This window comes from Lysinibacillus sp. FSL M8-0134 (genome assembly GCF_038069745.1).
GTDB classification, from domain to species: domain Bacteria; phylum Bacillota; class Bacilli; order Bacillales_A; family Planococcaceae; genus Lysinibacillus; species Lysinibacillus irui.
In genome coordinates this window covers 1,180,296-1,203,677 of record NZ_JBBPAJ010000001.1, presented here as the reverse complement: position 1 = coordinate 1,203,677, position 23,382 = coordinate 1,180,296, and the positions used below count along the sequence as shown (strand labels likewise).

At 34.3% G+C, this 23,382-nt stretch carries 23 protein-coding genes and 2 pseudogenes; 10 read left to right on the top strand and 15 right to left on the bottom strand.

Annotated features, from left to right (window positions below):
• The first annotated feature begins 78 nt into the window (after nucleotides 1–78).
• The 4 genes from MKY49_RS05805 to MKY49_RS05790 all read left to right on the top strand — a co-directional run bounded on the left by MKY49_RS05805 (nucleotide 79) and on the right by MKY49_RS05790 (nucleotide 2,747).
• Complete coding sequence (locus MKY49_RS05805) at nucleotides 79–438, top strand: GntR family transcriptional regulator (protein WP_274796148.1); 360 nt, start codon at nucleotides 79–81, stop codon at nucleotides 436–438.
• Between the two features lie 3 nt (nucleotides 439–441).
• Entirely contained in the window at nucleotides 442–1,305 is an 864-nt protein-coding gene (locus tag MKY49_RS05800; RefSeq protein WP_341385780.1) for an ABC transporter ATP-binding protein, read from the top strand.
• Nucleotides 1,302–2,000 (top strand): hypothetical protein, encoded by a 699-nt coding sequence (locus MKY49_RS05795; protein WP_341385779.1) that lies wholly within the window; start codon nucleotides 1,302–1,304, stop codon nucleotides 1,998–2,000. The genes MKY49_RS05800 and MKY49_RS05795 overlap by 4 nt, the downstream gene beginning before the upstream one ends.
• Nucleotides 2,001–2,183: 183 nt before the next feature.
• Nucleotides 2,184–2,747 (top strand): CPBP family intramembrane glutamic endopeptidase, encoded by a 564-nt coding sequence (locus MKY49_RS05790; protein WP_341385778.1) that lies wholly within the window; start codon nucleotides 2,184–2,186, stop codon nucleotides 2,745–2,747.
• A 189-nt stretch (nucleotides 2,748–2,936) separates the two neighbouring features.
• Here MKY49_RS05790 and MKY49_RS05785 read toward each other — a convergent pair whose 3' ends face one another.
• The 4 genes from MKY49_RS05785 to MKY49_RS05770 form a co-directional block, all read right to left on the bottom strand.
• Nucleotides 2,937–3,380 carry a DUF5694 domain-containing protein gene (locus MKY49_RS05785; RefSeq protein WP_341385777.1) on the bottom strand — a complete coding sequence of 148 codons (444 nt, stop codon included), beginning with the start codon at nucleotides 3,378–3,380 and terminating at the stop codon, nucleotides 2,937–2,939.
• Nucleotides 3,370–3,642 (bottom strand): hypothetical protein, encoded by a 273-nt coding sequence (locus tag MKY49_RS05780; protein ID WP_341385776.1) that lies wholly within the window; start codon nucleotides 3,640–3,642, stop codon nucleotides 3,370–3,372. Before MKY49_RS05780 ends, MKY49_RS05785 begins: the two co-directional genes overlap by 11 nt.
• Nucleotides 3,643–4,652: 1,010 nt before the next feature.
• Nucleotides 4,653–5,072: a MarR family winged helix-turn-helix transcriptional regulator gene (locus MKY49_RS05775; RefSeq protein WP_274796144.1), complete on the bottom strand. Its 420-nt coding sequence runs from the start codon at nucleotides 5,070–5,072 to the stop codon at nucleotides 4,653–4,655.
• 54 nt (nucleotides 5,073–5,126) lie between these two features.
• The gene (locus tag MKY49_RS05770; protein ID WP_274796143.1) at nucleotides 5,127–5,678 is read right to left on the bottom strand and encodes a TetR/AcrR family transcriptional regulator; all 552 of its coding nucleotides are present in this window, start codon (nucleotides 5,676–5,678) and stop codon (nucleotides 5,127–5,129) included.
• 223 nt (nucleotides 5,679–5,901) lie between these two features.
• Here MKY49_RS05770 and MKY49_RS05765 point away from each other — a divergent pair, with 223 nt between their 5' ends.
• The gene (locus MKY49_RS05765; protein ID WP_274796142.1) at nucleotides 5,902–6,630 is read left to right on the top strand and encodes a DUF981 family protein; all 729 of its coding nucleotides are present in this window, start codon (nucleotides 5,902–5,904) and stop codon (nucleotides 6,628–6,630) included.
• A 675-nt stretch (nucleotides 6,631–7,305) separates the two neighbouring features.
• Here MKY49_RS05765 and MKY49_RS05760 read toward each other — a convergent pair.
• Nucleotides 7,306–8,241, bottom strand: coding sequence for a DNA/RNA non-specific endonuclease (locus tag MKY49_RS05760; protein ID WP_341385775.1), 936 nt, complete (start codon nucleotides 8,239–8,241; stop codon nucleotides 7,306–7,308).
• Between the two features lie 784 nt (nucleotides 8,242–9,025).
• On the opposite strand from MKY49_RS05760, the gene MKY49_RS05755 reads away from it, so the two are divergent.
• Nucleotides 9,026–9,172 (top strand): YrzI family small protein, encoded by a 147-nt coding sequence (locus MKY49_RS05755; RefSeq protein ID WP_274796140.1) that lies wholly within the window; start codon nucleotides 9,026–9,028, stop codon nucleotides 9,170–9,172.
• Between the two features lie 506 nt (nucleotides 9,173–9,678).
• On the opposite strand, the gene MKY49_RS05750 is transcribed toward MKY49_RS05755, so the two are convergent.
• Nucleotides 9,679–10,782, bottom strand: a complete 1,104-nt coding sequence (locus MKY49_RS05750; RefSeq protein ID WP_341385773.1) for a DUF4179 domain-containing protein — start codon at nucleotides 10,780–10,782, stop codon at nucleotides 9,679–9,681.
• 11 nt (nucleotides 10,783–10,793) lie between these two features.
• Nucleotides 10,794–11,333: a sigma-70 family RNA polymerase sigma factor gene (locus MKY49_RS05745; protein WP_312505344.1), complete on the bottom strand. Its 540-nt coding sequence runs from the start codon at nucleotides 11,331–11,333 to the stop codon at nucleotides 10,794–10,796.
• 350 nt (nucleotides 11,334–11,683) lie between these two features.
• Between MKY49_RS05745 and MKY49_RS05740 the strand changes: the two genes are divergently transcribed.
• Complete coding sequence (locus MKY49_RS05740) at nucleotides 11,684–12,193, top strand: DinB family protein (RefSeq protein WP_341385772.1); 510 nt, start codon at nucleotides 11,684–11,686, stop codon at nucleotides 12,191–12,193.
• A gap of 217 nt (nucleotides 12,194–12,410) precedes the next feature.
• On the opposite strand, the pseudogene MKY49_RS22995 reads toward MKY49_RS05740, so the two are convergent.
• From MKY49_RS22995 to MKY49_RS05725, 3 genes and pseudogenes are all read right to left on the bottom strand, one after another.
• Nucleotides 12,411–12,529: pseudogene (locus tag MKY49_RS22995) on the bottom strand (integrase); the annotation flags it as partial.
• Nucleotides 12,508–13,027, bottom strand: a pseudogene (locus tag MKY49_RS05730) (DUF2785 domain-containing protein); the annotation flags it as partial. The pseudogenes MKY49_RS05730 and MKY49_RS22995, both read right to left, overlap by 22 nt.
• Before the next feature lie 183 nt (nucleotides 13,028–13,210).
• Nucleotides 13,211–14,068: a LysR family transcriptional regulator gene (locus tag MKY49_RS05725; RefSeq protein WP_341385771.1), complete on the bottom strand. Its 858-nt coding sequence runs from the start codon at nucleotides 14,066–14,068 to the stop codon at nucleotides 13,211–13,213.
• 119 nt (nucleotides 14,069–14,187) lie between these two features.
• Here MKY49_RS05725 and MKY49_RS05720 point away from each other — a divergent pair, with 119 nt between their 5' ends.
• The gene (locus tag MKY49_RS05720) at nucleotides 14,188–15,066 is read left to right on the top strand and encodes a DMT family transporter (RefSeq protein WP_274796133.1); all 879 of its coding nucleotides are present in this window, start codon (nucleotides 14,188–14,190) and stop codon (nucleotides 15,064–15,066) included.
• A gap of 842 nt (nucleotides 15,067–15,908) precedes the next feature.
• Here the strand turns inward: MKY49_RS05720 and MKY49_RS05715 are convergent.
• From MKY49_RS05715 to MKY49_RS05700, 4 genes are all read right to left on the bottom strand, one after another.
• Nucleotides 15,909–16,382, bottom strand: coding sequence for an EVE domain-containing protein (locus MKY49_RS05715; protein WP_341385770.1), 474 nt, complete (start codon nucleotides 16,380–16,382; stop codon nucleotides 15,909–15,911).
• A gap of 11 nt (nucleotides 16,383–16,393) precedes the next feature.
• Complete coding sequence (locus MKY49_RS05710; protein ID WP_341385769.1) at nucleotides 16,394–16,933, bottom strand: DinB family protein; 540 nt, start codon at nucleotides 16,931–16,933, stop codon at nucleotides 16,394–16,396.
• A 67-nt stretch (nucleotides 16,934–17,000) separates the two neighbouring features.
• Nucleotides 17,001–17,948, bottom strand: coding sequence for a helix-turn-helix transcriptional regulator (locus tag MKY49_RS05705; RefSeq protein ID WP_341385768.1), 948 nt, complete (start codon nucleotides 17,946–17,948; stop codon nucleotides 17,001–17,003).
• 362 nt (nucleotides 17,949–18,310) lie between these two features.
• A complete protein-coding gene (locus tag MKY49_RS05700; protein ID WP_274796128.1) occupies nucleotides 18,311–18,640 on the bottom strand; it encodes a hypothetical protein in 330 nt (109 codons plus the stop codon).
• Between the two features lie 377 nt (nucleotides 18,641–19,017).
• Between MKY49_RS05700 and MKY49_RS05695 the strand changes: the two genes are divergently transcribed.
• The gene (locus MKY49_RS05695) at nucleotides 19,018–20,448 is read left to right on the top strand and encodes a serine hydrolase domain-containing protein (RefSeq protein ID WP_274796127.1); all 1,431 of its coding nucleotides are present in this window, start codon (nucleotides 19,018–19,020) and stop codon (nucleotides 20,446–20,448) included.
• A 421-nt stretch (nucleotides 20,449–20,869) separates the two neighbouring features.
• Here the strand turns inward: MKY49_RS05695 and MKY49_RS05690 are convergent, their stop codons facing one another.
• Nucleotides 20,870–22,279, bottom strand: coding sequence for an aminotransferase-like domain-containing protein (locus MKY49_RS05690; protein WP_341385767.1), 1,410 nt, complete (start codon nucleotides 22,277–22,279; stop codon nucleotides 20,870–20,872).
• A 117-nt stretch (nucleotides 22,280–22,396) separates the two neighbouring features.
• Here MKY49_RS05690 and MKY49_RS05685 point away from each other — a divergent pair, with 117 nt between their 5' ends.
• Nucleotides 22,397–23,305 (top strand): DMT family transporter, encoded by a 909-nt coding sequence (locus tag MKY49_RS05685; protein ID WP_341385766.1) that lies wholly within the window; start codon nucleotides 22,397–22,399, stop codon nucleotides 23,303–23,305.
• The last annotated feature ends 77 nt before the right edge of the window (nucleotides 23,306–23,382 follow it).

The following is a 23,382-nucleotide window of genomic DNA, read 5'->3' as shown; positions in this document are numbered from 1 at the left end:
CAAACAATTGACAGATGGCACCATAAGTTGTATGGTTAATTACATAAGTAATCAACCAATTAACAAGTGAGGTGGATTGTGATTCATTCTTTAAATAACGAAAAACCAATTTTCCAACAAATTCGCGAAAGAATAGAAGATGCCATTCTAGATGGACAGCTACAGCCAGATGATCGCATTCCATCTACGAATGAGTTTGCAAAAGAATACCAAATCAACCCTGCAACTGCTGGGAAAGGCGTGAATGAATTAGTGGATAAGGGGATCATTTATAAAAAACGAGGTGTCGGAATGTTTGTACATGAGGACGCTAGAAAAATTTTAGTTACTGAGCGTAAAGAAAACTTCTTTCGTCAACATATTGAACCGTTGAAAAAGGAAGCTAGTCGTTTAGGCATTTCCGATGAAGAGTTACAAAGATTGATACAAGGGGGATAATGTATGAAGATTACTGTCAACAATGTCACGAAGTCATATAAACATAAATCCGCTTTACAAAATGTCACATTTACTATGGAGGGTCCGAAAATTATAGGTTTTTTAGGCCATAACGGGGCTGGTAAAACAACTTTTTTGAATCTGTTATCAGGACTCATCGCGACTACAAGTGGAGAAATTTTGGTCAACGGAGAAAATGTCTTTAATGCTCCTTCTACTTTACGTAATATTTGTTTTATCGCTGAAAGTGACAATTTCCAAGCAGAAATGACCATTGCGCAAACATTGAAGGCAAATCGCTTCTTTTATCCTAAATGGGATGAAGAGCTAGCTCAAGAACTGGTCCAAGTATTTGCTTTGAATCCAAAAGATAAGGTACGTAGTTTATCAAAAGGAATGGTCTCAGCACTTGGAATCATTACAGGCTTTGCGAGTCGTGCGGACATTACCATCTTTGATGAACCCTATATAGGCTTAGATGTGGCAGCAAGGAATACGTTTTATGATCTGTTAATTGAACAACAAACTGAAAATCCACGTTTATTTATTTTATCCACACATTTAATTGATGAAGCAAGCGAACTATTTGAGGAAATTTTTATTCTTCATGAGGGAGAGCTATTATTGCAAAAAACTGCTGAGGAGTGGTACGAACATATTGTTGCTGTAAAAGGTAGTGCTACAGATGTTGCTTCAGCAATTGGTGACTTAACAGTGATTTATCAGCATATGTTTATGCAAGAAATGACAGCTGTTGTTTATGCAAATGGCCAATTCATTGAAGGTCAGAACATATCGCTTGAATCAGTCTCTCTTCAAGACATGCTGGTTTATTTCAGTAAACAGAAAGTGAGGTCTATGAAATGAATACAATGAAAGGTAGTTTTTATATCTTATTTCAAAATTTCAAAAAACATAATATCATTTTTTGGAGCATTTTATTTTTAATTGTGCTATTGTCATTTTTCTTAGATGCATTTTTCGGTCAATATATATCTTTTGCAATTACCATTTCGATACCTGTTTACATTTTTTATAGTTCAATGGCAGCAAAGCTTTTAAATAGAACATTACCCTATTTTTTAAAGCTAGGGTTAAGTCGCCAACAATATATGGTCAATGTCGGGCTGTTTTTCATAAGTTGGAGTTTAGTTGGTGCACTAATCATTGCGAGTGCACAAAATATTATTACTTATGTTTCTACCCTACTAAACATCAAAAATAATATTATCATCATCCACCCACTCTTAATTTTTGATAACACCTATTCATTTTTACAAACCGCAGCATTTGATTCAGTCTTACTTCTATTCTGTCTTAATTCAGGCCTTCTTCTTAATGTCACTTTTTATCGCTTAGGTATTTTAGGCGGCTATAGTTTAATTGGCTTACTTGCTTTAGTTCCAATTTTAATGGTCGTGTTTGAATGGTTCACACCATTATTTGAGCTTTTAGCTAATTCGTCCTTAAGCGCTATCTTAGGAAGCATTTTTATTTTAAGTATCTTACTCTATTTAGTTATTTCTACAAGCATGCGAAAGGTTTCTGTAAATCCTGTATAAATATAATAGGGAGAAATTTATCGAATGAATCAAAAATTAATATTTAAAATAGTTGCTTTAGAATTTCTTCTCATATTTTTCTATGTTATAAATGGTGCTTTTGTTTCTATTCTATAACCTTCAAGTCCTTTTCTTCAGTTTGCTTTGTTAATTCCACTTGCATTGGGGATTTTCATTTATATCATGATAAAAAATAACTGGCAAAAGTATTTCTCAAAGAATCAACTCTTCATCCTCTTACCACTACTTTTCATTTTATGTATTATCTTAGTGAGCGCAAAAGGCTTAAATTTGACTTCTATGAGCAATGTCATTGCTATGTTCTTGATGCAATTGCTTATTATAGCATTTATCGAAGAAACTATATTTAGGGGCATTTTGCTTAGAATGCTACTGACTAAAGGAGTAGCTACTGCTGTATGGGTTTCTAGTATTTTGTTTGGCGTCACACATGCCCTTCAGTTGCTTGGAGGTCAATCCTTAGAAGACACCATTATACAAATCATCTATGCACTATTAGTAGGTCTTGTTCTATCATTGCTTATCTTGGATGGTCAATCCATTATTGTAACAATTCTTTTCCATGGGTTTAATAATTCCTTTAACTTCATGGGCAATGAAGAAAGCTCTATGACGAGTGCTTATCTCATTATTTTTGTGCTCTTTGTCTATATGCTCTTTTTATGGAGACGTGTAAAAAAAGGCCACTCAATTAATTTTATGAAAAATGTCAAGTCTACCCTGTAAAATAAAAGATAAGTGAATGTATAATAGATTATCTTTAATATTATACATGATAATTGGTACATTACTTTTATTTAGTGGTGTACTTTTTTGTATAGTTGTCCTCTTATACACTATTCCTAATTCCTTTTATATTTAAAAAGAGAACTTATGAGAATAATGAACCATTTAAACATCTAAAGAAAAAACCTTTTAGGATAAGTAACTTAGTGGAGGGACCACCTCACAAATCTCACTCTCTTCAAGAAATTTAGTAACTATATTTGTATGCGAAGCACCTACTATAAATAAAATACGTTCCTCTTCCGTATCAATTAGACGGGTTAAATTAGCAAACATAATCAAATTCCTCTTATACCACCAACTTAGCCAGTCCATACCAACATATTTATTAAGACCACCAATACGTGCAATATTTACATACATTTTATGCAATTTATTAAGAAAAATGGGAGCGTTTAATGCTTTATAATAATCTATTATACTTTTATCTTCCGACAATTCAGGAAATACAAGACCCTCAAATATTTCATTTAAAAGTTCTGGTTGATTTTCTTTTGCCCAACTTTCAACTTCTGCATAACCCATGTCCGATTTACCCATCCAATCGGTTGGATAAATCTGTTCATGCCCCATCTTTAAACCTAATCGGAAGCCTACTTGAAATATTTCCATTCATCTCTAATTTATGTACACCTGATTTATACTGTTTATATTTCTCATTACAATATTCACTTTCCTCTGGTACCATTTCAACTGCAATCTTCGTTGGTTTAAACCTTGCCAGTTTAGATACTAAGTCCACTATTTCATTTTGCCTTCTTTCAGAATTTAAACCTTCATGTTCAGACATATGAAAAGTTCCAAGTATAAGGACTTTCGCTTTTTCTACATTCATTGAGAATCCTCCCTTTATTCATTAACCTGCATCGTTAGTTTAAGTAAGTTATTTCGCAGTCTAAAGTAAACCCTAACACAAATAACCATTTTATTGAAATTGATTTTAAACAATCTGTCCCATTATTTAAAAAGTCAAGTAAGTATAAGGGTAGCCAGATTTTTGACCTTTTTGTTTTTGGTCATATTATAACGGTAGTCAGGGTAGAAGGTAGCGCCCGTGGGACCCGTTCCCGTCCGCAAAACTGTTCACCCCTAACTTGTATAAACGTGTTTAGAGCTAGTTGGGACAAAGATCCCGTTTAACAAGCGAATCTTTGATATTACAAGTAGCTTAGGGGGTTACCGACTAATTTAGTATTTTCCTTGAGGAGATTTCGAAATGAATCCAGTTTTTGGTCTGGATGTTTCTAAAGGAGAAAGTCAGGTTCAAACCTTTTTGTATAAAAGTCAGCCCTATTTTTGTATAAGGTTTTTTTATTTATTCAAAGTTTATGTAATTATAAAAATAATAATAATTAGCGCATTATGATAATGCTTAAGGCTTTCGTTTTGTATTACAAATTGCACTTTCAGTTAATTGTCGTTCTTCTTTGTACACGCCTCGCCTTCCCTTTAATAAATTTTCTTCAGGGTTAATAGGTCCGGATTAAGACCCCATATACTATAAGGATTGGTAGTATTTTCTTTCATAAAGAAACCTCAAAAAAGCTTAGGAATACTTCCTAAGCCTTTCGACGTTTCACGAATAACTGATTATTAACGTTCTTACAACTTTTGCATTTGGAGAATGGCCTCCAAATCAATCAAAAATAGCAAGATTACTATAGTCATTTAAAATTACTTGACACTAGGCAGCTACTTCAATAGTACATAGCTGTAACATAATTTATCTTCAAGAACGTTGAAAAGAAGTTAAATTTCCCTATCCCATGGACAAAAATTACATGCTATAGCATATAGTGTGAGAAAAATCCTTTATAAATAGCAAAATATCCATAGGGTCAGGTATTAGTAACGAGTATCATATAATTTGTTTAATAACGATTTTAATTGTTGGATTTCTCCCTTGCTTAAATTACTCGAAACGACATGATGAGCATCTTTGACTACAGAAAGAATTGTTTTTTTTATCTCTTCACCTTTTTCAGTTAGGAAAAGATAATGCGAACGTCTGTCTTGCTCATTAAAAACCTTTTTTACAATACTCTTTCTCTCCATTGAATGTATCATTCTTACAACAGTTGTTTGATTTTTATCAATTGCTTCTGCCAACTCTTTTTGAGTAGTGCCTCTTTGGCTACTAAGAACACTAATGATACTCCATTGTTCTGGGGTAATTCCATAAGGTTTCAACACCTTAGTAAAATAATTTGTCATTTTTACATCAGTACGATGAATAAGATACCCTAATAAATCATGTAAATCCATATAACACCTCTTTATATGCTATAGCATATATTTTATCTACCGTATAGAAAAAATTCAATCAATCTCATACATTATTGAAGGAATTACCAATTTAATAAATTCTTCTGGTGGTACTGTACTATTCCTTCCCCATTCTAAAGATGCTCCGTAAATTCCCCAACTTAACATGGTAGTAGTAAGCTTTAGGGCTTCCTTATCTTTAGTAGGGTGTTGATTCAACAACATTTTGTAAAATATGATTTCAAGCTGTTCCCTAATAATACGAGCAATAGTATCTTCGTAACCTCTATGGCAACGATGGGATAATGACTTATGGAAATTTGTAATTGCTTTGAAAATGTTCACTAATGCTTCTTCATTTAGTTCGTTATTTTGGTAGTATTCACAATCCAAATTAACTAACAATACCTCCGATAATACCTTTTCCAATAAGTCATATATATCCTTAAAATGATAATAAAAAGTTGCACGATTAATCATGGCTTCTATTGTAATATCCTTTATGGTAATATCCTTAAATTCCTTTTTCCCTGAAAGTTCAATGAAAGAATCCATAATTAATTTACGAGTACGTAAAACCCGAAGGTCCGTCTTCGATTGCGTCATATGTTTCCACTCCTATTTTTTCAACAAAATCTTAAATGTGTTGTATAAACAACAAATCCATAAAATTATTGGTTTTGATCTTGTTCATTATGACTTAAAATTCAATTGCAATGCAAATAAAGTAATTTGCTGTTATCTTGTTGACAAATTTGTGACAAGGGAATAGAATTTATTTGCAATTAAAATATCTTGAATTCAAGATAATTAAGAAGGAGTTTTTTATATGATTATCGATTGGTCAGTTACAGCTGTCTATAACACAATCATGTCAGTATCAGCTGGGATTGGATTATTACTAATTATTCGATTTGGTTCCCATTTAGCTAAAGAAAAAGTGGGACAACTAGAAGGTTGGGCAATAGGATTTGGAATACCAGGGTTTATATTAACACTAACAGGAGCTCATATGACCCTTACTTGGCCATTGTCAAAGATTGGCTTCCCATTTGATGATATTATATTCGGTGAGACTTCACTAGCTTTTGGCATTCTGCTTCTGGCTGTATCAGTCTTATTATGGAGAAAATCTAATCTATATTTAAAACAAGGTATAAATATGAACGATTCAAAAATAGTTTCCAATACTTTAAGTAAGGAATTGCCATATTTGATAAAACCATTATCTTATTTTGCTGCGGCAATGGGGCTAGCACTTATTTCAATCGCATTTGCAGGTATCGGATTCCAACTATTCGCAGCTCCACCAGAAGAACCAATATCAGGCGCCTTTGCGGATTACCCAATGCTAGAGGCAACTTTTATGTCAGGATTATTTGCGATTATAGGGATTGGAGCAGTATTATTTCCTTTTGCCTTAAACAAAAACGCAAATCCAAACTTTGCTAAAGTTATTAAATTCCTTTGGACAGTAGCAGGTATCGCCTTTGTTTTATTTGGAGCAATGAATTACTTTACACATATTGGTTTGATCGTAAATACAATGCCTAAATAGTATTGATATAGCTTTATAATAAAGTTTGGTTGTGAATTTTCTACAGTTAGGAATTCTCCCCCAACAAAAAATTCACCCGTTACGGGGCACCTGCCCAACCGAAAAATAAAAGCTTAGGAACTAAATCCTAAGCTTTTCATTATTTTATTCTCTTAATAGTGGGTAACGCTCGAATTAAAATCGTCAAATGAAGATGGATCGGCATGATAGAAGATAACGTCACCTTCCTACAGATTAAACGTATGTCCATAGCTGTCAACAAAGCTACTCTTGTAGCCCTCCATACCTGTCCACTGGCTCATATAGTGAACTTTGTAGAAGAAAAGATACAGATTATTAAGATCGCCCTCTTGATTGTCTCATTTTCGAAATTCACTATAGTAAAACCATCTCTTAAGAACAATGGATGATTTTCATTCAGCATCCCTACACGCCACACTTCTTGAATATTCGAATTCTTTGGCACCACATATAGTTTAGCTGGTGAATATACTCTCCATACCACGTTTGTTCTTTCGTAACGATTTCTTTCTTAAAGGACCGCTTTTATTTTGTTGTTATTTACTTAACAATCCTCGGCTCCGTTAATTCAAGAAGAACAGAACAGCTTATTTAACAAGAGCCTCGATTGTTTCTATATCTGTGATCAATTTCTTTGCCTTAGGTTCTAGGTGCTTATTCCCCTACCATACCGTCGTTATCATTATCATGCATATATGGATATAACCAATGATCACTCGTTATTGGCATACTATAACCTGCTGCTTTTGCTTCTTTAATCGTTACTTGACCATTTCCATCTGTATCAATGCTAGAAATATCTTTAGTTCCATTCAAAGCATTGGACTTATTAGAACTTGTTGACTTAGTTGATTTACTTTCAGTTAATCCAAGAGATTTATTTATTTCATCTGGGTTACCGTTATCAAACTCATCTACAATTTTATTCCCTTTTAAAGTGTAAGTGTATTTGTAATGAGAAGGAATCTGCGTTTCCGTATTAGAATATGTGATTATTGCTTCAAAATTTGTAGCTCCACCAGCTTTACGAATAGCGTCTTCCATATATGCTTGATCACCATGGCGGTTAAGCGTACTATTTTGTGGGGTAATATTATAAGCATTTGATACCCCACCTAGAGAATCTGCAATAATATGTCCTTCATCTAAATCTGTTCTTTCAACACCAGGTACTTTTGCTTCATCAGCGTAGTATCTGCCAGACGATGTTACAGGCTCGGTACGATCATCTTGTAAAACGATTTTGTTTGCAATGACACGGACTAATTGCCCGTGTTCATTCGTAAAGGACCAATACTCTCGATCCCCAAAACCAATGTCTACGACCACGCTCGGTTCGCGATGTCCAGACAAATCACCACCGTCAACTTCAATTAGTTTGTAACCTTTGAACAGTGAATCTTTTGATTGAGTTGATGTTTCCTCTACTACTTGTTTTTCAGTCGTAGTATTTTCTTTATCACTATTTTTTGTTGTTACTTCTTGTAATTCAGCTTTTCCATCAGTATTCGATGCATCTTCTACGTTAGTACAACCAACTATAAAGATGGCAGTTAGTAGTAAGATTAAATAGCTTATTTTCTTTTTCATTTTAGGACTCCTTCTAATTTTTCACTAAATTTTCTAGAGATTTTTGATTAAAACATAAATTAACATTGTTAACCTATTTAAAATAGTATATTACAATATTAATTTTATTACAGTAGATACTTAGTTCGATATGTAGTGTTAAATTCAAATAAAAGCAATTTAATTTTTAGTAAAAACAACAAAGAACCCTAACTAGGGGATTTCACTGAAGACAAAACTAGAAGAAAATCAAAATAAAACTCTAATTAAGATTAATATACGAGAAAAAATTCGAGTAAAGGACATCAAAATTACCCTTTAAAAAGCCACCCTTTACTTTAAGTACTAAAAATTCTCAAGCCTTAAAAATTCTAAACGACTTCTGAAATCTCTGTCTTAATAATAATTATGTTTTTTGGCTTTAAGTCTTCTATATCTTCTCTTTACTACAAGGTAAAGTAGCAAAGAGTTTTTCTAGTCATCATTAACTAAATCAGGGAAACTTAGTAAAAGATGTTTACAAACAACTTAAAGATGGATATAATTACAAAGTAATCAAAAAATTCTTAAGGAGGTCGAATGAAATGATCGTTATCGTTAAATTGATGTCATTGGTAGTTACAACTTCAGTAAAAATGAAACACACACATTCGACCAGATCGGAATGGATCGCTTAAGGTTTTTTATATTTAAGCATACCCATACCGCAGGGAGAAGTGTGCCCCTGCGGTATTTTTGTGCCTTTTTTCACCGTAGGGGAGTCTCTCTACGGTTTTTTTGTGGTAATTTAAGGAGGTGATAATAAATGATATTAAACATTTTTGCTCTCACGATAACCATTACAAAACGTGAGATCTCTCTTGAGAAAGCACTTCATGATGAATACGTGAAAAAAATCTTTGAAGAGAACCGAAGAAAAGTAGAAAATTATATTCGTATTCGTCAATTTTAATTTTGTTCTTTAAAAAACATGAAAGGTGGGAATTGAAATGATTTATTTAATTAAAAGACGACATGCAGTTTTATGGCTGGAGAAAGACACAACCACCAGATGAAGTAATATAAAGTGACAATATAGCTATTTAATTTTATAACCAGTAAAGCTAACCCGTTCTAATCTAGGACGGGTTGCTTCAGAAGGTATTCTGCACTTTTTTAAGCGATATTTTACACATACAACTTGATGTAGTTTAAGAAAATGCGGAATTACAATGTTAGGGAAATTCTAATTCTAAAAAGTGTAATTCCTCGATACTAAAATTAAATTTAGGAATTTTTTCTTAATTCCATTATTCTGCCCCGTTATCCATCCATGTAGCGCAAAAACAGCGCCCTTTAATGGGATAACTAAAATATGGGCTTATTCCTAAAATCGCTTATAGTTCTAAATACGCTATGCAAGGTACTCATTGACTAGTTCGTACAGAAGGTGAGCTTTGCCACACTTTCTGTACTTTTTTATTCTTGTGAGTTAATTGGTATTGTTATTTCTAGTTCTGGAATGTATTGAATGACTGGGTCACCATTTTCATCCTCTTGATATGTTCCTTTTGGGTAGTCATTATAAAGATGGATATATGGTTTGATCGTAATAGCTTTTGGTAAAGTTTCAAATGGATGTAACCGTAAATCCATAATGAGATCGCTATTTCCTTTATTTGTCTCACGTCTACCATTGCCATGAATTAGTTTTAGTTCATGCCCTTGTTCATCATAAACTTCGATACTTATTCCTTCCCGGAAATCTACAGAAGTTGATTTATCAAGCAAGGCTATTCTTGTCGTAATACTAGTTGTAATAGGAGTTAGCATAATTTGTTCAATAGTAAACTGATTATTCTTGTACTTTCTACTTATATTAGGTTGTAGGTTTACATAGTTACCAATATCACTCACTGGAATATCCATTTTAAAAGGTTCAGAGATCCCAGTTATTGTAGCAGATAATGTCAAATTAAATTGCTTTGGAAAAGGACTTCCACCTTGGTTTTTCAAATCTGCAAATTCAAGAATTACGGAATTCTTATCCTTACTTGGTTGTTCAAAAACACTACTAAAATTGGTGTGATTCAATGGTTCACCATTTAGTAAAAATTCAATATTACTCATTTGCTCTGATAAATTTTCTTTGGCATTTTCACCTTCTTTATCATGGCGTTCGATCCCAATTGCAACACGTGTACCATCATACACTACTTCTGTTACATTTAATGTAAAGCCTTCATGCGTAGCGCTTATATTCAATTTTGTTGAGAGTCCCTTTTCATCTGCGGCGTGTAAACCAAGATCCCCTGTAAATTTAAAAACAGATGATAATAAAGGCACTTCTTTCATCGTCGCAGCCATCGTTGGTGAAATTAAACCTGTAACAATAATCAAACTAAAAATCATTGCTACAGTTGCTGTAACTCCTAAATATTTCTTTACGTGAGATGGCTTTTCTTTACAAATTTTTTTCAATATACGCTTTTCCCATTTCTTTTTCTCGAAGTTTGTAAGGTTTTGTTCTTCATACTGTTCCAAATCTATATTCATATCATTTAAATCTTTATAAATAGACATATTCTCACTCCTCACACCCCATTTTTTTGAACTAAAATACTTTTAAGCTTTTTACGTCCTCTGGAAAGCTTGTTATAAACCCAAGACTCTTTCGCATCAAATTCTTTTGCTATTTCACTTGAAGGGGTTCCTTCTAAATAGTATTTTTCAAAGATTTTCCGCTCACCAGCTGACAATTGCTCAAGGAGTTCCTCAACGCAATTTTCTTCTGATGGTTGTTGTGCTTTTACCAAGCAATCATCAATTTCTGAAACTAAAAATTGCTGATTTTGTATGGTAATTTGTCTTCTTTGATAATCAATTGCTTTATACTTTGCAATCGCTGCAATCCAATGTTTGAATGAATTTTTCTTAGGATCAAAGGAATGAATATTATTCCATATCGATAATAAAACATCATCAAGGCATTCTTCATAATCTTGCTGCTGGTAATTTAAATGACGTTTAATGATTGCTGTAAGTAAACCACCATACTGATTAATAATAAAAGGAATTGCTTTTTCATTTTTTTTCTGTATGTGTTGTACAACATTGTTCTCTGTAATTTTCAATTGTTCACCCCGCTCAATGAATATTGGTACCTATTATGTAATACGAAATGAATACGATAAATCTATCACAAAAGAAAAAAATAATAACAGAAATGTTAAATTTGAAAACCTACAATCCTTCACAATCTTATCTATACTCTAAGATAAAAATCCAATTTTTTTTAAGGTATTGTTCAACAATCTGGCCCTTAAATGGAAAAAGACACATTCCTTATTAAAGAAATGCGCCCGATTATTGAAGATATTTTCGAAACGATTATGAAAATAAATATTAAATAAAGGAAATATCCTCTCGAAAGTAGAATATTACCCTACAACCATAATTAACTATTCCGATGAGGAGGATTCTTGTGCGTCCACGACCATTATTTATTGAAAATCCAGAGCATGATAGGTATGTTAGTCTTGTGTCAGATGGAGATATTGAAGAAATACTGAATAAGCAACGAACTAAGACCCTTAGCCTCTTAGGCAGCGTATCAGAGGAGTTTGCAAGCAAAACGTACGCACCAGGGAAATGGACTTTAAAAGAAGTGATTGGGCATATGACCGACTCGGAACGTGTGATGTCGTATCGAATGCTTGCCATTGCACGAAATGAAGGTGAAACACTCCCATCAATGGATCAAGATCAATACGTTTCTGCGGCAAACTTCAACAAATTATCTTGGGAACAGTTACTAGCTGGTTTAGACATGGTACGCTCCAATACGTTAAGCCTGATTTCAACTATTGATGAAGCTGCGTGGGTTCGTAATGGAACTGTAATGAACAGCCCAGTTTCGGTAGGTACCATTGCATATGGCATTGCCGGGCACGAGTTACACCATATGAAAGTGATTAGTGATAAATACTTATAAGTCTCTTTCTATTAATGAAAAAATCTAATTTCTCATTTTTAATACTGAGAAATTAGATTTTTTAATAGTGAAACTTCCTTTGCGTTATAAATCCACTGTTTTCCTGACGCTATCTCTATTTATAAATTCCTATTTTATATAATTTCTTATTCAATTATATGGCCCTATAACAAAAAACACCCATTTCTACATGAGTGTCTTAATTGAATGAAAGTTTTTAAAAGTATTTACTGTATAAATCCTGTCTTAGCTTCCGCTTAGCTGAGTGTATATCTTTGTAGTCTGACTCTTTTCATGACCCAGTAAACTTTGAATTACATCAATTGGCGCACCGTTTTTCCCCCGGCTATCTGTCCCCTTCTGAAATAGAGACTGTGTAAAAATTCTTGCTGTTCACGCGAGCAATCACCTGACAGCGACTTCTCGGACAATCGCAGCATTGCGCTAAGCAGCTAATCCAATCAGCAATTTCTTGATGTTGCAGTAACTCTTTGTCAATCATCGTATCACGATATTGACCAACCGCTCATCATCTTCATCACTAAAAATATGTATTCCATTAAGTAGCATGCCAGAAATAGCGACAAGAACCTCACGTAGCATCGCAACGCTGCTTTCCTCGCACTGCACCAACTCAACAAAAACATCTGCACCGTGAGATGCGCCGTGAGCCCAGCCTCCTACTGAAAGGTAACCCCGCAGATCCTTCTCCTCATTGTAATAACGGAGCATTGCTTGCATTAATTGCTCAATTTCTTCTTGATTTAAAACTGGATTTTGTCTGCGGCGTTGTATAATCAAAGCGATAGGCAAGGCAGAAAACGTCCTTGTAAACCCAAATTATCCCTCCCCGGATTGTTAGACGGATAAAGGTTAATTAAGTTACCTATTTGTTCCATAAAGTGTCACTATTTATGAAGAAAGATGCTTTCCTTATTTCAGAAAAATGGCCCTTTAAAAGAAAAAGACGTGTTTCTAAATAAACGCACCCGTTTGTTGAACAAACTGGTTTTCCAGTCATCGCTGTACATGTTTTCTAACCATTTCAATAAACGCTTTGACCGCAGGAGACAGCCATTTGTTCTTATGATACATCAAATAAGTAGCAATTTTACCATCGGTTTGATACTCCATCCCCGATAAATTTTTTTCACTAAGCTCATTTTCCACAGTAACGTATGGTAGCATGGATATTCCAAGTCCACTGATTATTGATTGTTTGATGGCCTCAATACTCCAGAATTCAATTGTCGATTTTGAAGGAATATTATATTCCTGAATAAACTGTTCAAACAGAAACCGATAGCTGCACCCCTTCTCTGTGTAAAGTAAATTGCTACATGTATTATTCCAATCAAAATCATTCGGATACAAAAACATCATCCGTTCATCCCAAAGTTTTTCTGTTTGTATGTCTACATCATTTAATTCATTTCCCAATAAAAACGAGATATCTGCATTCCCTGTAATTAATTCTTCTTTAAAATTCAATGGATCTAAATGATGCCATTCAATATTTACATTTGGATATTTATCCTTAAATTCTTTAATTATCGGTGGAAAACGATAGATCAATAATGCTTCAGGGGCCGAAATAACAATATCTCCACCAACCTCTCCATTTACGGAAGTGACTTCTTTTATATCTTTGTAAAGTTGAAGCATTTTATTGGAATAGGGTAATAGTTGTTTTCCGGTTTCTGTTAAAATGATTTGTTTACCGATTCTATCGAAAAGTGGTTGATCGAGTTCAATTTCAAGGGATTTAATATGTGAAGTGATCGTTGATTGTGCATATCCTAGTTTGTCTGCAGCTTTTGTAAATCCACCAGTTTCAACTATCGTTTTAAAAGTTTTCAAATGGCGTATTTCCATTAACCAATTCCTCCTTCCAATCCATCAGAAAACATGATGGATATAATTCAAATTATCAATTTTATTAATTGAATGCAAATACTTATACTTGAAGCTATATTCCATAAAGGCAGTGATAAATGATGAAAATAAATAAAGTAGGGATATTTTATGCTTTTATTTGGGCGAGTGGAGCAATCGCCACTAAGATAGGTCTTTTTTCAGCCAGCCCTTTGATTTTTGCTTCTGTACGATTGCTATGTGCAGGAGTTATACTGTTTTTGTTCGTATATATCTTCAGAAACTATCCATATCCTAAAGGATCGGAATGGGCAAATTTAATAATACTTGGTATTTTAAATACAACTCTTTATGTTGGCTGCTCGTTCCTATCCCTTGCGTATGTGGATTCCACAATTTTTAATTTATTTATTACAATAAATCCATTTATTGTAGCTTTTCTTGCCTCCATTTTTCTTCATAGAAAGATAGGACAAAAAGAAATTCTAGGAATGGCCATTTCTGCATTTGGAATCATGATTGCTATTATTCCTTATTTAGAATCATTGAATGCCACATTATTTGGGCTAATTACTCTGGGAGTAGGAGTATTATCCATGGGCATTGGAAGTGTGTTTTATAGTAAAATACAACTGAACCTGCCTCAAATTGTCGTTAATACCTGGCAAATTATTTTCGGCAGTTTAATAGCAATCCCCTTTGTTTTCTTATTAGAGCCGGATTTTTATATTCAGTTTGATCCATATTTTTTGATCGGACTATTTTGGCAGGTTGTTATGACTTCTATTATTGCTATGATCCTTTGGTTTTACCTGCTTAAATTTGATGCTGTTAGAGCAAATAATTTTTTATTTCTAACACCTATTTTCGGTTACATCTTATCGGCAATATTCTTAAATGAGATGCTTACTGTTTACCATTACGTGGGTGCTTTATTCGTTATTGCAGGTACGTTCTTTAGCCAGTCAATGAAAAAACGACAACATGGAAAAACATAGCTCGTCTAAATATCAAAGAAAAAATTTAAAAAAGTTGCATATCGAGTTATTTCTTGAAGTGAATTATTCTTCAAAACCTAACAAAAATCTTGGCTACTTACTTCACTATTAAGTATAACTGTTAAAAGAAATAAATTTTATTTTTGCACAAAGGTTTTTCAAGATAATGGACCTATAACAAAAAACACCCATGTCTACATGAGTGTCTTAATTGAATGAAAGTTTTTTAAAAGAATCTACTGTAAATAAAAGTCCTGTCTTAGCTTTCCGCTTATTCATGACCCAACATATGTCTATGGAAAATCTGCCAGAAAGTTATGGGAATTATTTAAAGATAATGGGGAGGTTAAAGAAGCTGAAAAATTTTTAAGAAGCTATTACCATTTTTATAGATATAAAGAAGTTGATACTAGAGAATTTGTGAGATTCGTAAAATACTATTTTGATTTAAAAGATGATACCCTATTTGAGGGTTGGTTAGAACAAGAAAAATAAAACTAATATTTAAAGAGAAGCAAAAAAGCACCCTTTAAGGCTACCTTGAACTTTAGATAAAAGGTATCTAGAAGAGTATTCTTGATACCTTTTTTGTCATTTTTATTTCTCTCATTTAGATTACTCTTTTTAGAAGTAACGTACCCTTTAACATCCTGCTCAGTTGGTTTAAGTGAAAATCTTCACAATTTCTTTGCCTATAACGCTTTTCTTTAAATATGTTATTCAAGAAAATGGCCCTACAATACAAATGGGCACATTCTTAGGAAAGAAAGCGCCCGATTGTTGAAGCTTGTTATCTAACTAAATCACTCTATAGTTTAAGTGAAGCTGTTCACAAATTGTAATCAGTGTTTTAAAATCTCGGATAAAGCCTGTTCCTCACCATCTAACATCGAGGTAACGATTGTCATAAAATCTTCCGCTCCAATTTCAAAATGACCTCGACGGAATGTAAACCCCCAATTGCGATTTCCACTCGTAAAAGTGAGCTGGTTTAACAACAATGCAATCTTAACTTCTCGACAAGGAATATATCGAATATCTCTGCGAAATGGCACAAACGACTCCGACACTTGATGTTTGTAAGTTCCGTTGTCCGTAACCTGACCAATAGCAGTAAATGCTTGAACTGGCTTTCCTTTGGACATGTCTGTGCGAGGAGAATAGTATATCAGCCAATCACCTGGAGACATTTTACGCAAAGGTGTTGCCTTACCATGACACAACTGTGCAAACCCACCTTCTTTGGCTAAATTCACATGAGAAGCGGATACAACGCCAATCCAATATCTGCTTTTCTGACTAGTTATAGTCGACATGACGAATCCCCCTACTCTTCAAATGCTAAACTCGTTTTCAACCGATCCAGTTGTAAAAAATGATGTCTGTAATGCATTTCAATTAACAAAAACCATTCTTGCGCGTTTAATGCACCGAACGCCGGATGAAGTATCTTGTTACTTTCAGGCGATTGATGTAGAACTGACTCTGTATTCCTCATCCTTTCCACTACACTGTGAAGTCCTTCTACCAAATGCTCCATACTCTCTGGTGGTTGCGGAGTATAATTCGGCGAAGCAGGGACCTTAATACGAACAGCAGGAAATTGTTCTAGTTTAAATACAATCTTACCTTGCTCAGTTTTTTCCTTCGCTGGGTTCAATGTCGATTCACTGCCAACTAAACATTGCTCGACATTATGTAGATGCATGAAAGCAGATTGAATTAAATGTACATACATCTGTCCAATGGACCAATCTTCTTCGTTCAGCTTTCTATGTAATTTATCCATATTAAGTTTTGTTAGTTCTGCCAAATATCTTTCTACTGTAAGTTCAATTGACTTCAATACTTCCTTTGTACTTTTCATCCTTCAAGCAGCTCCTCTTCATCTTGGTATAATCACAGTATAAAAGAACACTACTGACAGGTGTATGTCAGTAGTGTTCTAAAATTTTTTTCGCTACTTCCCGAATCTTGAAGCGTAAAGATTTCGGTTCAATCACCTCGATATCTCCGCCCCAGCCAAGTAAATGATGTAATATTTCCTCTGGATACCGAACACGAAATTGAAAGATTACATCCTCCTTCCGCTCCTCAATGGATTCAATATAAAAATTAACTGCCTCTATGATTTTGTCGGCAATTTCGGGGTTTGCCCTAATTATTATACTTTCGTCTCGATTGTCAGGTGGCCGATAGCTACTTAGGTCAAAATCATTTGGTAGAAGAAATTGATCTTCCAACACAGAAAGTTCGGTCATCCGGGACAAGCGAAAATGACGCATTTCTTGCCTCATATCGCAGTATGCTAGTAAAACCCAATTTTCATGGACAAGTGTTAATCCATATGGAGAGACCACACGTTTATTTTTCCGATTCCCATCTGCTCCTGGCATTTTTTTAATATACATAAAACTGATTTTGCACTGTTTCAAAATGGCATCGCGAACTTGATTAAGATACGTTTTTACCCGCTCTTCAGTTGATTGCTCACCTATATGAAGGAGTCGCATTGTTTCCCGAACAAGCCTTGACTCGTTACGAACTGACTCCGACAAAGTAGCCTCGATTTTGCGTTTAGCGGACTTTGCATAAATACCATAATCTGTATCCAACCTTTGCTCGATAAAATCAGCTCCCATGAGCAGGGAGACGGCCTCTTCTGCTGTGAACCTAACCGGGGGTAGAAAATATCCTTCCATTAAGGAGTAACCCAGTCCAGGGGCGCCTAAAATTGGAACCCCAGCCTCACTTAATGCTTGAATATCCCTATATATCGTACGCACACTTGTCTCAAATTGAGAAGCTAAATCTTCTGCTCTCAGTGTTTTGCTTCGCTGTAATTCAAGCGTGATTGCAAGCTGCCTCTCAGTTTTGTTCATTTTTTTCCTCCACCATTTCTGCATTCTTTCACGGTACTTGCCCAATAGTTGAAGAGAATCCGCTTCACAATGTATTTGGCCTATACCCTTGGATACGTTTGTATGCCTCATAATGATGCCAAAGTTTGCTTAGAATCATAGCACAACCTCTTTTTAGAACAATTAATAAGAGTTGCTTCCATTAAGAGTTTTTAAACACCGTTCAACTAGATTTTCCCGTTAACAACACGTATTCACCCTTAATACTGTACAACTTAAATTTTAACATGATTATCCAACACTCTTTTCTATAAAGATGTATTCCATTAATGTCCCTTTAAAGGACGCTTTCCTAATAATCGCGCCCGATTGTTGAATAAAGATCACTTTACTTTCTTTTCTAATTCACCAAGTTTCTTGAATTTATTATCATAACTTTGTCGTTGAATTAGATTGTTTAACCAAAAATTTGCCCTTTCAAAATCCTCACTTTTTATAAATGTTTCAATGGCTTTCTTAAAGTTGTCATGGTAATTAAAATTCACATACACCATTAGTTCAAGCCCTTGATGGAAGCAATCCGAAGCTAAATTAAATTCTTTTGTTTTTGAATATAATATCCCTAAATAAATAAAACCACTTGATTTCTCTTCTTTGCTGAAATTTGGTTGTTTGGTAGACAAATTTAATATCCGGATTGCCTTTTTTCTCATGAATAAAAGCTCATAGGCATTTGCTCTATAAACATAATCCTCATACTTTCTTAATGGTTTGATTAGTGAAATTATACTTATTAAGATCAGTCCTTTATAAATTATTCTTTGTTCTATTGAGTTCACTTTGTTGATAATATTTATTTTCTTCTCAACTAAATAGCTCAAATAATATAAAAGCCACAATTCTACACAAGAAACGTGCCCGATTGTTGAAATCGTTTTTCTTATTGTACTAACACATCTGTTCGTTAAGTGTAACTCTTTACAATTACTTGATATTATATAGGTGAATAGAAAGATAAATTGAATTTAGTTAGTTGTAAAAGTAGATTATTTATATTATTCTCTTATAATTTTTCAAAAAAGGAGAGTTTATGAAAAAGATTATAGTTTTTGTATTATCGATATTTATATTATTCTCAGGATTCTCAACACAAAGTTATGCGTTGTCAGATTCGAAATCTGCGGCAATACAAGCGTTGCTAGAAGATGCCACTCGTATATCAGGTGTGCCGGGAATGTCAATCTCAATACTTGCTGATGATGAAGTGTTCTACTTTTCTTCAGGGTATGCTGACCGTGAAAAGGGGTTGTCTGCAAGTGAAAATACACTCTATGAGTTAGCCTCGGTCAGTAAAGCTTTTACCGGTATGGGTATTATGCTGTTAGAAGAGCAAGGGCAGCTCTCAATGACTGACCCTGTCCAAAAATATTTACCTTGGTTTACGTTAAAGTATCAAGGGAAACCTGTTGATATGCAAAGCCTTACACTAAATAACTTTCTTCACCATACCAGTGGTCTAACAAATATTAGGCATAAGGTTCAAAATATCCCACAAGGTAATACACCGGATATGTTGCAAAAGACTGTGGAAATGCTCGTAGATACTGAATTGGCATTCCCTCCCGGTGAACAGTATAACTATGGAACCGTTAATTATGACGTGTTGGGTTTGGTTATTGAGATTGTATCGCGACAAAGTTATGAAGACTTTATGAGGGAACAGGTATTTCAGCCGTTAGGTCTACACCATACGTATGTTTATAAAGAAGATGCTGAAGCTACTGGACAGTTGGCACAGGGCTATCGTTCTTCCTTTTTTATGACAACTCCATTTAAAGCTCCGGATTATGCTGGGAATAAGCCCGCAGGCTACATCATTTCTAATACAAAAGATATGGCGCGTTGGATGGGCATACAGATGGGTATTGTGCAGGACATACCCGAAATATTTTACACGGTTATCGAAAAATCACATAAGGGTGATATGTCTGTTTCGGCTGTCAACGATATGTATTATGCGGCAGGCTGGTCGGTAAACGCTGACCAAACGATTATAGAACACACTGGCGGCAACCCAAATTTCAGAACCGAAGTAGCCATACTGCTAAATGAACGAATAGGCGTCTGTTTGTTGAGCAACGGCGCAAATACCAATATAAACTTGGTCCTAAAAGTGAAAGATATAATAGACGGCAATCTAACTCAGTCATATGAAATAAGCGGCACACAGCTTTTGGATATCGTTTTGTCGTCTATCACTATTATTCTTTGCTTATTGGCCGTTCTGCTATTTCTCTTAGGATTACGCAGAAGGAAAACGAATGAGCGCCGGCCAATGACAAAAAAGAGAATAATTGTAACAGTTATTTTCCTGATCGCTACGATTTCCCTTGGTATACTGTGCTGTGCTATCGATTGGTCCACGATACTTATTTGGCAAACATACAGTGTTCTTACAGCTATGATTTCGTCAGCATTATTAACAGCAAGCATTACATGGTTTGTATACACTCACCGATAAAATACCTCGCTCCCAAGATAAACATAATATTAAGTAACTAAATTTCAATTTATCGGTATGCTTATTTGAAAAACATAAGACACTTCGGTGTCTATTTTAAAATCATCGACATTTTTCCCAGTCAAACCCAAAGACACATTCCTTATTAAAGAAATGTTGTTAAATAAATAGTTTTACTATTCTTTTATGACTTTATTGTAAACTTAACAACTTTATTGTTACAAAAACATTCAACTCTCCAAATTTCTATAATGAAACTAACTAAGTTTGATATCAAAGAAAAAACACCTAGATGTGAATTGATAAAATGCATTATGCTGTTTTTTAACCTAAAATATTTTATTTGTCTAATATTTTATAATTTGTTTTCATTTCAAATTCAGAAACCGCTTTAATTCACTAAAGAATTATAGCATTATATCTATTTAATTTTTATTATTTCGCTTAATTTGAATATGCCTACCTTTATTTCATCGAGTGAAGCATACCCATAAGAGATTCGTATAAACTGTCCAGTCTTTTCTGCATAAATACTACCAGGATTTAGAAGAATATTATTGGAAAATGCTTTTTCAAATAGCCTTTTTACTTTGAATTCAGGTTTTATTTTTACCCATATGAACAAACCACCTTTTGGGATGTCCCACGTAGCATAAGGACTCAAATATTTATCCAGTGCATCTAAAGCAACTTTTCTACGAACCCTAAGTTGTTCTCTTACTTTATCAAGATGACTATCATAGAAATTACTAGATAACCACTCTGCGGCAACGAGCTGGGAAAGAGTACTTGATCCATAATCGGATTGCATTTTTAAATCCGCTAATCGATTAATAACTGACTCCGAGCCAACTATCCAGCCAATTCGTAATCCTGGACTAAGGGTTTTTGATAAACTCCCAACATATAATACATTTCCATAAAGGTCCATTGCTTTTAGTGGTTTAGGTGGTGGGTTATCAATCCATAAATCGTGGTACACATCATCTTCTATAACTGGTAGCTGCTCTCTTTCACAATAAGCAATTAATTTCTCTCGTCTCTTTTCTTGCATTAAGGCGCCTGTAGGATTATGAAAGGTTGGAATCGTATATAAAATATTTTTTCCTTTTTCCTTTTTCAAATAAATTGAATCGATGATTAGCCCCTCCTTGTCCATCGCTAATCCTTGCAACTCCATCCCCGCAGACTCAAAAACAGTCAACGAGTAAAGATAGGACGGCATCTCTAGCAATACCGTAGAACCTCTTTTTAGTAATCCAATTGAAATTAAATGTAAAGCTTGGAGCGCACCTGAAACTACGAGAATGGATGAAGGTGATGCTTCGATACCCCTTACCTTTAAATAGTCACTAATGGCTTGGCGTAATTTTAAATTACCTTTCGGCTCTTCATAGCCAAACGAGGTCAATTGATTTGATATTTTTTGAACGATGAATTTCATCTCTTCTAAGGGGAACATTTCTGGTGATAGCTCCCCCTTACTCAATTGAATGAGATTCGTATTCGATTCAGCCTGATTAATTTCCTGCACCATAGATACACTGGGTTTATGAATGCCTAAAGTGACGTTTTCATTCCAGTTAGTCGAGTATTTTGCCCCCATCAAAGTCCAAGTATTATTGGTGACGACTGTTTCCTTCCCAGCTTTACCTTCTAGTAGCCCTTCTGCCATCAGCTCCTCTAACGCCGTTATGACTGTACTACGATTAACCTCAAACTGTTTTGCCAAATTACGTTGACTTGGTATGGGACTTCCAATCGCCCACTCCCCTTTAGCAATTTTTTCTTTTATAAAATCAATAATTAATTGATATTTTGGTTTTTTCATTAGTAATTCCTCTTCTGACTGGTTGGTTTTTTTCATTTTAACCGGTTGGAGAAGTTTTAGCAAAAACCTATTAATATTGAAATTATAAATTTAATTGGTTGGATAAGAGGTGTATTCATGTTTAAAACACTTGATTTTAAGATTATTTCTGCTCATTTCATAACAATCATTTTATGGGCATCAGCTTTTCCAGGAATACGAGTTGCATTGTCAGCCTATTCGCCTGAACATATTTCATTATTGCGGTTATTAGTAGGCTCATTTGTCTTAATCATCATAGCAATTATTACAAAAACCCCTTTGCCTGAGTTAAAAGATATCCCTATTATTTTATTACTTGGCTTTTCAGGTTTCACCGTGTATCAAGTAGCCCTAAATTATGGAGAGCAAACGATTAGTGCTGGGATTGCGAGTTTACTTGTTTCAACAACTCCGATATTCACTGCTCTGTTAGCTGTATTCTTTTATCGTGAGAAGCTTGGATTATGGGGATGGCTTGGTTCACTTATTGGTCTTTGTGGTGTAGCATTTATTTCTGTTGGAGATTCAAATGAAAGTTTTTCACTTAATTCTGGGGTTATGATCGTTTTAATAGCATCCCTTTCAGAAAGTATTTATTTTGTTTTTCAACATCGATATCTAAAAAAGTATGGGGCTTTTCCCTTTACGATGTACGCAATTTGGTCAGGTACATTTTTTATGCTACTTTTCTCACCTGGTCTAAGTGAAGCAATTATGGATGCCCCGTTAAATACAACATTAGTCATTTTGTATCTTGGAGTCTTTCCAACAATCATTCCTTATTTTACTCTAGCTTATGTTACCTCACGAACTGGAGCAGCTGAAGCAACAAGTACACTTTATTTAACCTCTGTTTTTGCATTTCTTATAGCATGGATCTGGCTTGGTGAAGTTCCACAATTTTCTGCAATAAGTGGGGGCTTAATTACTTTATTAGGTGTATTTATTGCAAACATAAAAAAAGAAGAAATGATTAAAGAAAATAATTCTCAAAGTTTAAACTAGTGATCAATAATTAATTTGTTTTGGTTCACTTTAGATTGATGACAACAAGTATGAGAGCAGTAGCACTTTATACATGT

Coding starts and splice junctions, on each gene's coding strand:
- MKY49_RS05800 (WP_341385780.1), top strand. CDS start 442: ATGAAGATTACTGTCAACAATGTCACGAAGTCATATAAACATAAATCC.
- MKY49_RS05795 (WP_341385779.1), top strand. CDS start 1,302: ATGAATACAATGAAAGGTAGTTTTTATATCTTATTTCAAAATTTCAAA.
- MKY49_RS05790 (WP_341385778.1), top strand. CDS start 2,184: ATGATAAAAAATAACTGGCAAAAGTATTTCTCAAAGAATCAACTCTTC.
- MKY49_RS05785 (WP_341385777.1), bottom strand. CDS start 3,380: ATGGGGCATGAACAGATTTATCCAACCGATTGGATGGGTAAATCGGAC.
- MKY49_RS05780 (WP_341385776.1), bottom strand. CDS start 3,642: ATGAATGTAGAAAAAGCGAAAGTCCTTATACTTGGAACTTTTCATATG.
- MKY49_RS05775 (WP_274796144.1), bottom strand. CDS start 5,072: ATGGATTTACATGATTTATTAGGGTATCTTATTCATCGTACTGATGTA.
- MKY49_RS05770 (WP_274796143.1), bottom strand. CDS start 5,678: ATGACGCAATCGAAGACGGACCTTCGGGTTTTACGTACTCGTAAATTA.
- MKY49_RS05765 (WP_274796142.1), top strand. CDS start 5,902: ATGATTATCGATTGGTCAGTTACAGCTGTCTATAACACAATCATGTCA.
- MKY49_RS05760 (WP_341385775.1), bottom strand. CDS start 8,241: ATGAAAAAGAAAATAAGCTATTTAATCTTACTACTAACTGCCATCTTT.
- MKY49_RS05755 (WP_274796140.1), top strand. CDS start 9,026: ATGATATTAAACATTTTTGCTCTCACGATAACCATTACAAAACGTGAG.
- MKY49_RS05750 (WP_341385773.1), bottom strand. CDS start 10,782: ATGTCTATTTATAAAGATTTAAATGATATGAATATAGATTTGGAACAG.
- MKY49_RS05725 (WP_341385771.1), bottom strand. CDS start 14,068: ATGGAAATACGCCATTTGAAAACTTTTAAAACGATAGTTGAAACTGGT.
- MKY49_RS05720 (WP_274796133.1), top strand. CDS start 14,188: ATGATGAAAATAAATAAAGTAGGGATATTTTATGCTTTTATTTGGGCG.
- MKY49_RS05715 (WP_341385770.1), bottom strand. CDS start 16,382: ATGTCGACTATAACTAGTCAGAAAAGCAGATATTGGATTGGCGTTGTA.
- MKY49_RS05710 (WP_341385769.1), bottom strand. CDS start 16,933: ATGAAAAGTACAAAGGAAGTATTGAAGTCAATTGAACTTACAGTAGAA.
- MKY49_RS05705 (WP_341385768.1), bottom strand. CDS start 17,948: ATGAACAAAACTGAGAGGCAGCTTGCAATCACGCTTGAATTACAGCGA.
- MKY49_RS05700 (WP_274796128.1), bottom strand. CDS start 18,640: ATGAGAAAAAAGGCAATCCGGATATTAAATTTGTCTACCAAACAACCA.
- MKY49_RS05695 (WP_274796127.1), top strand. CDS start 19,018: ATGAAAAAGATTATAGTTTTTGTATTATCGATATTTATATTATTCTCA.
- MKY49_RS05690 (WP_341385767.1), bottom strand. CDS start 22,279: ATGAAAAAACCAAAATATCAATTAATTATTGATTTTATAAAAGAAAAA.
- MKY49_RS05685 (WP_341385766.1), top strand. CDS start 22,397: ATGTTTAAAACACTTGATTTTAAGATTATTTCTGCTCATTTCATAACA.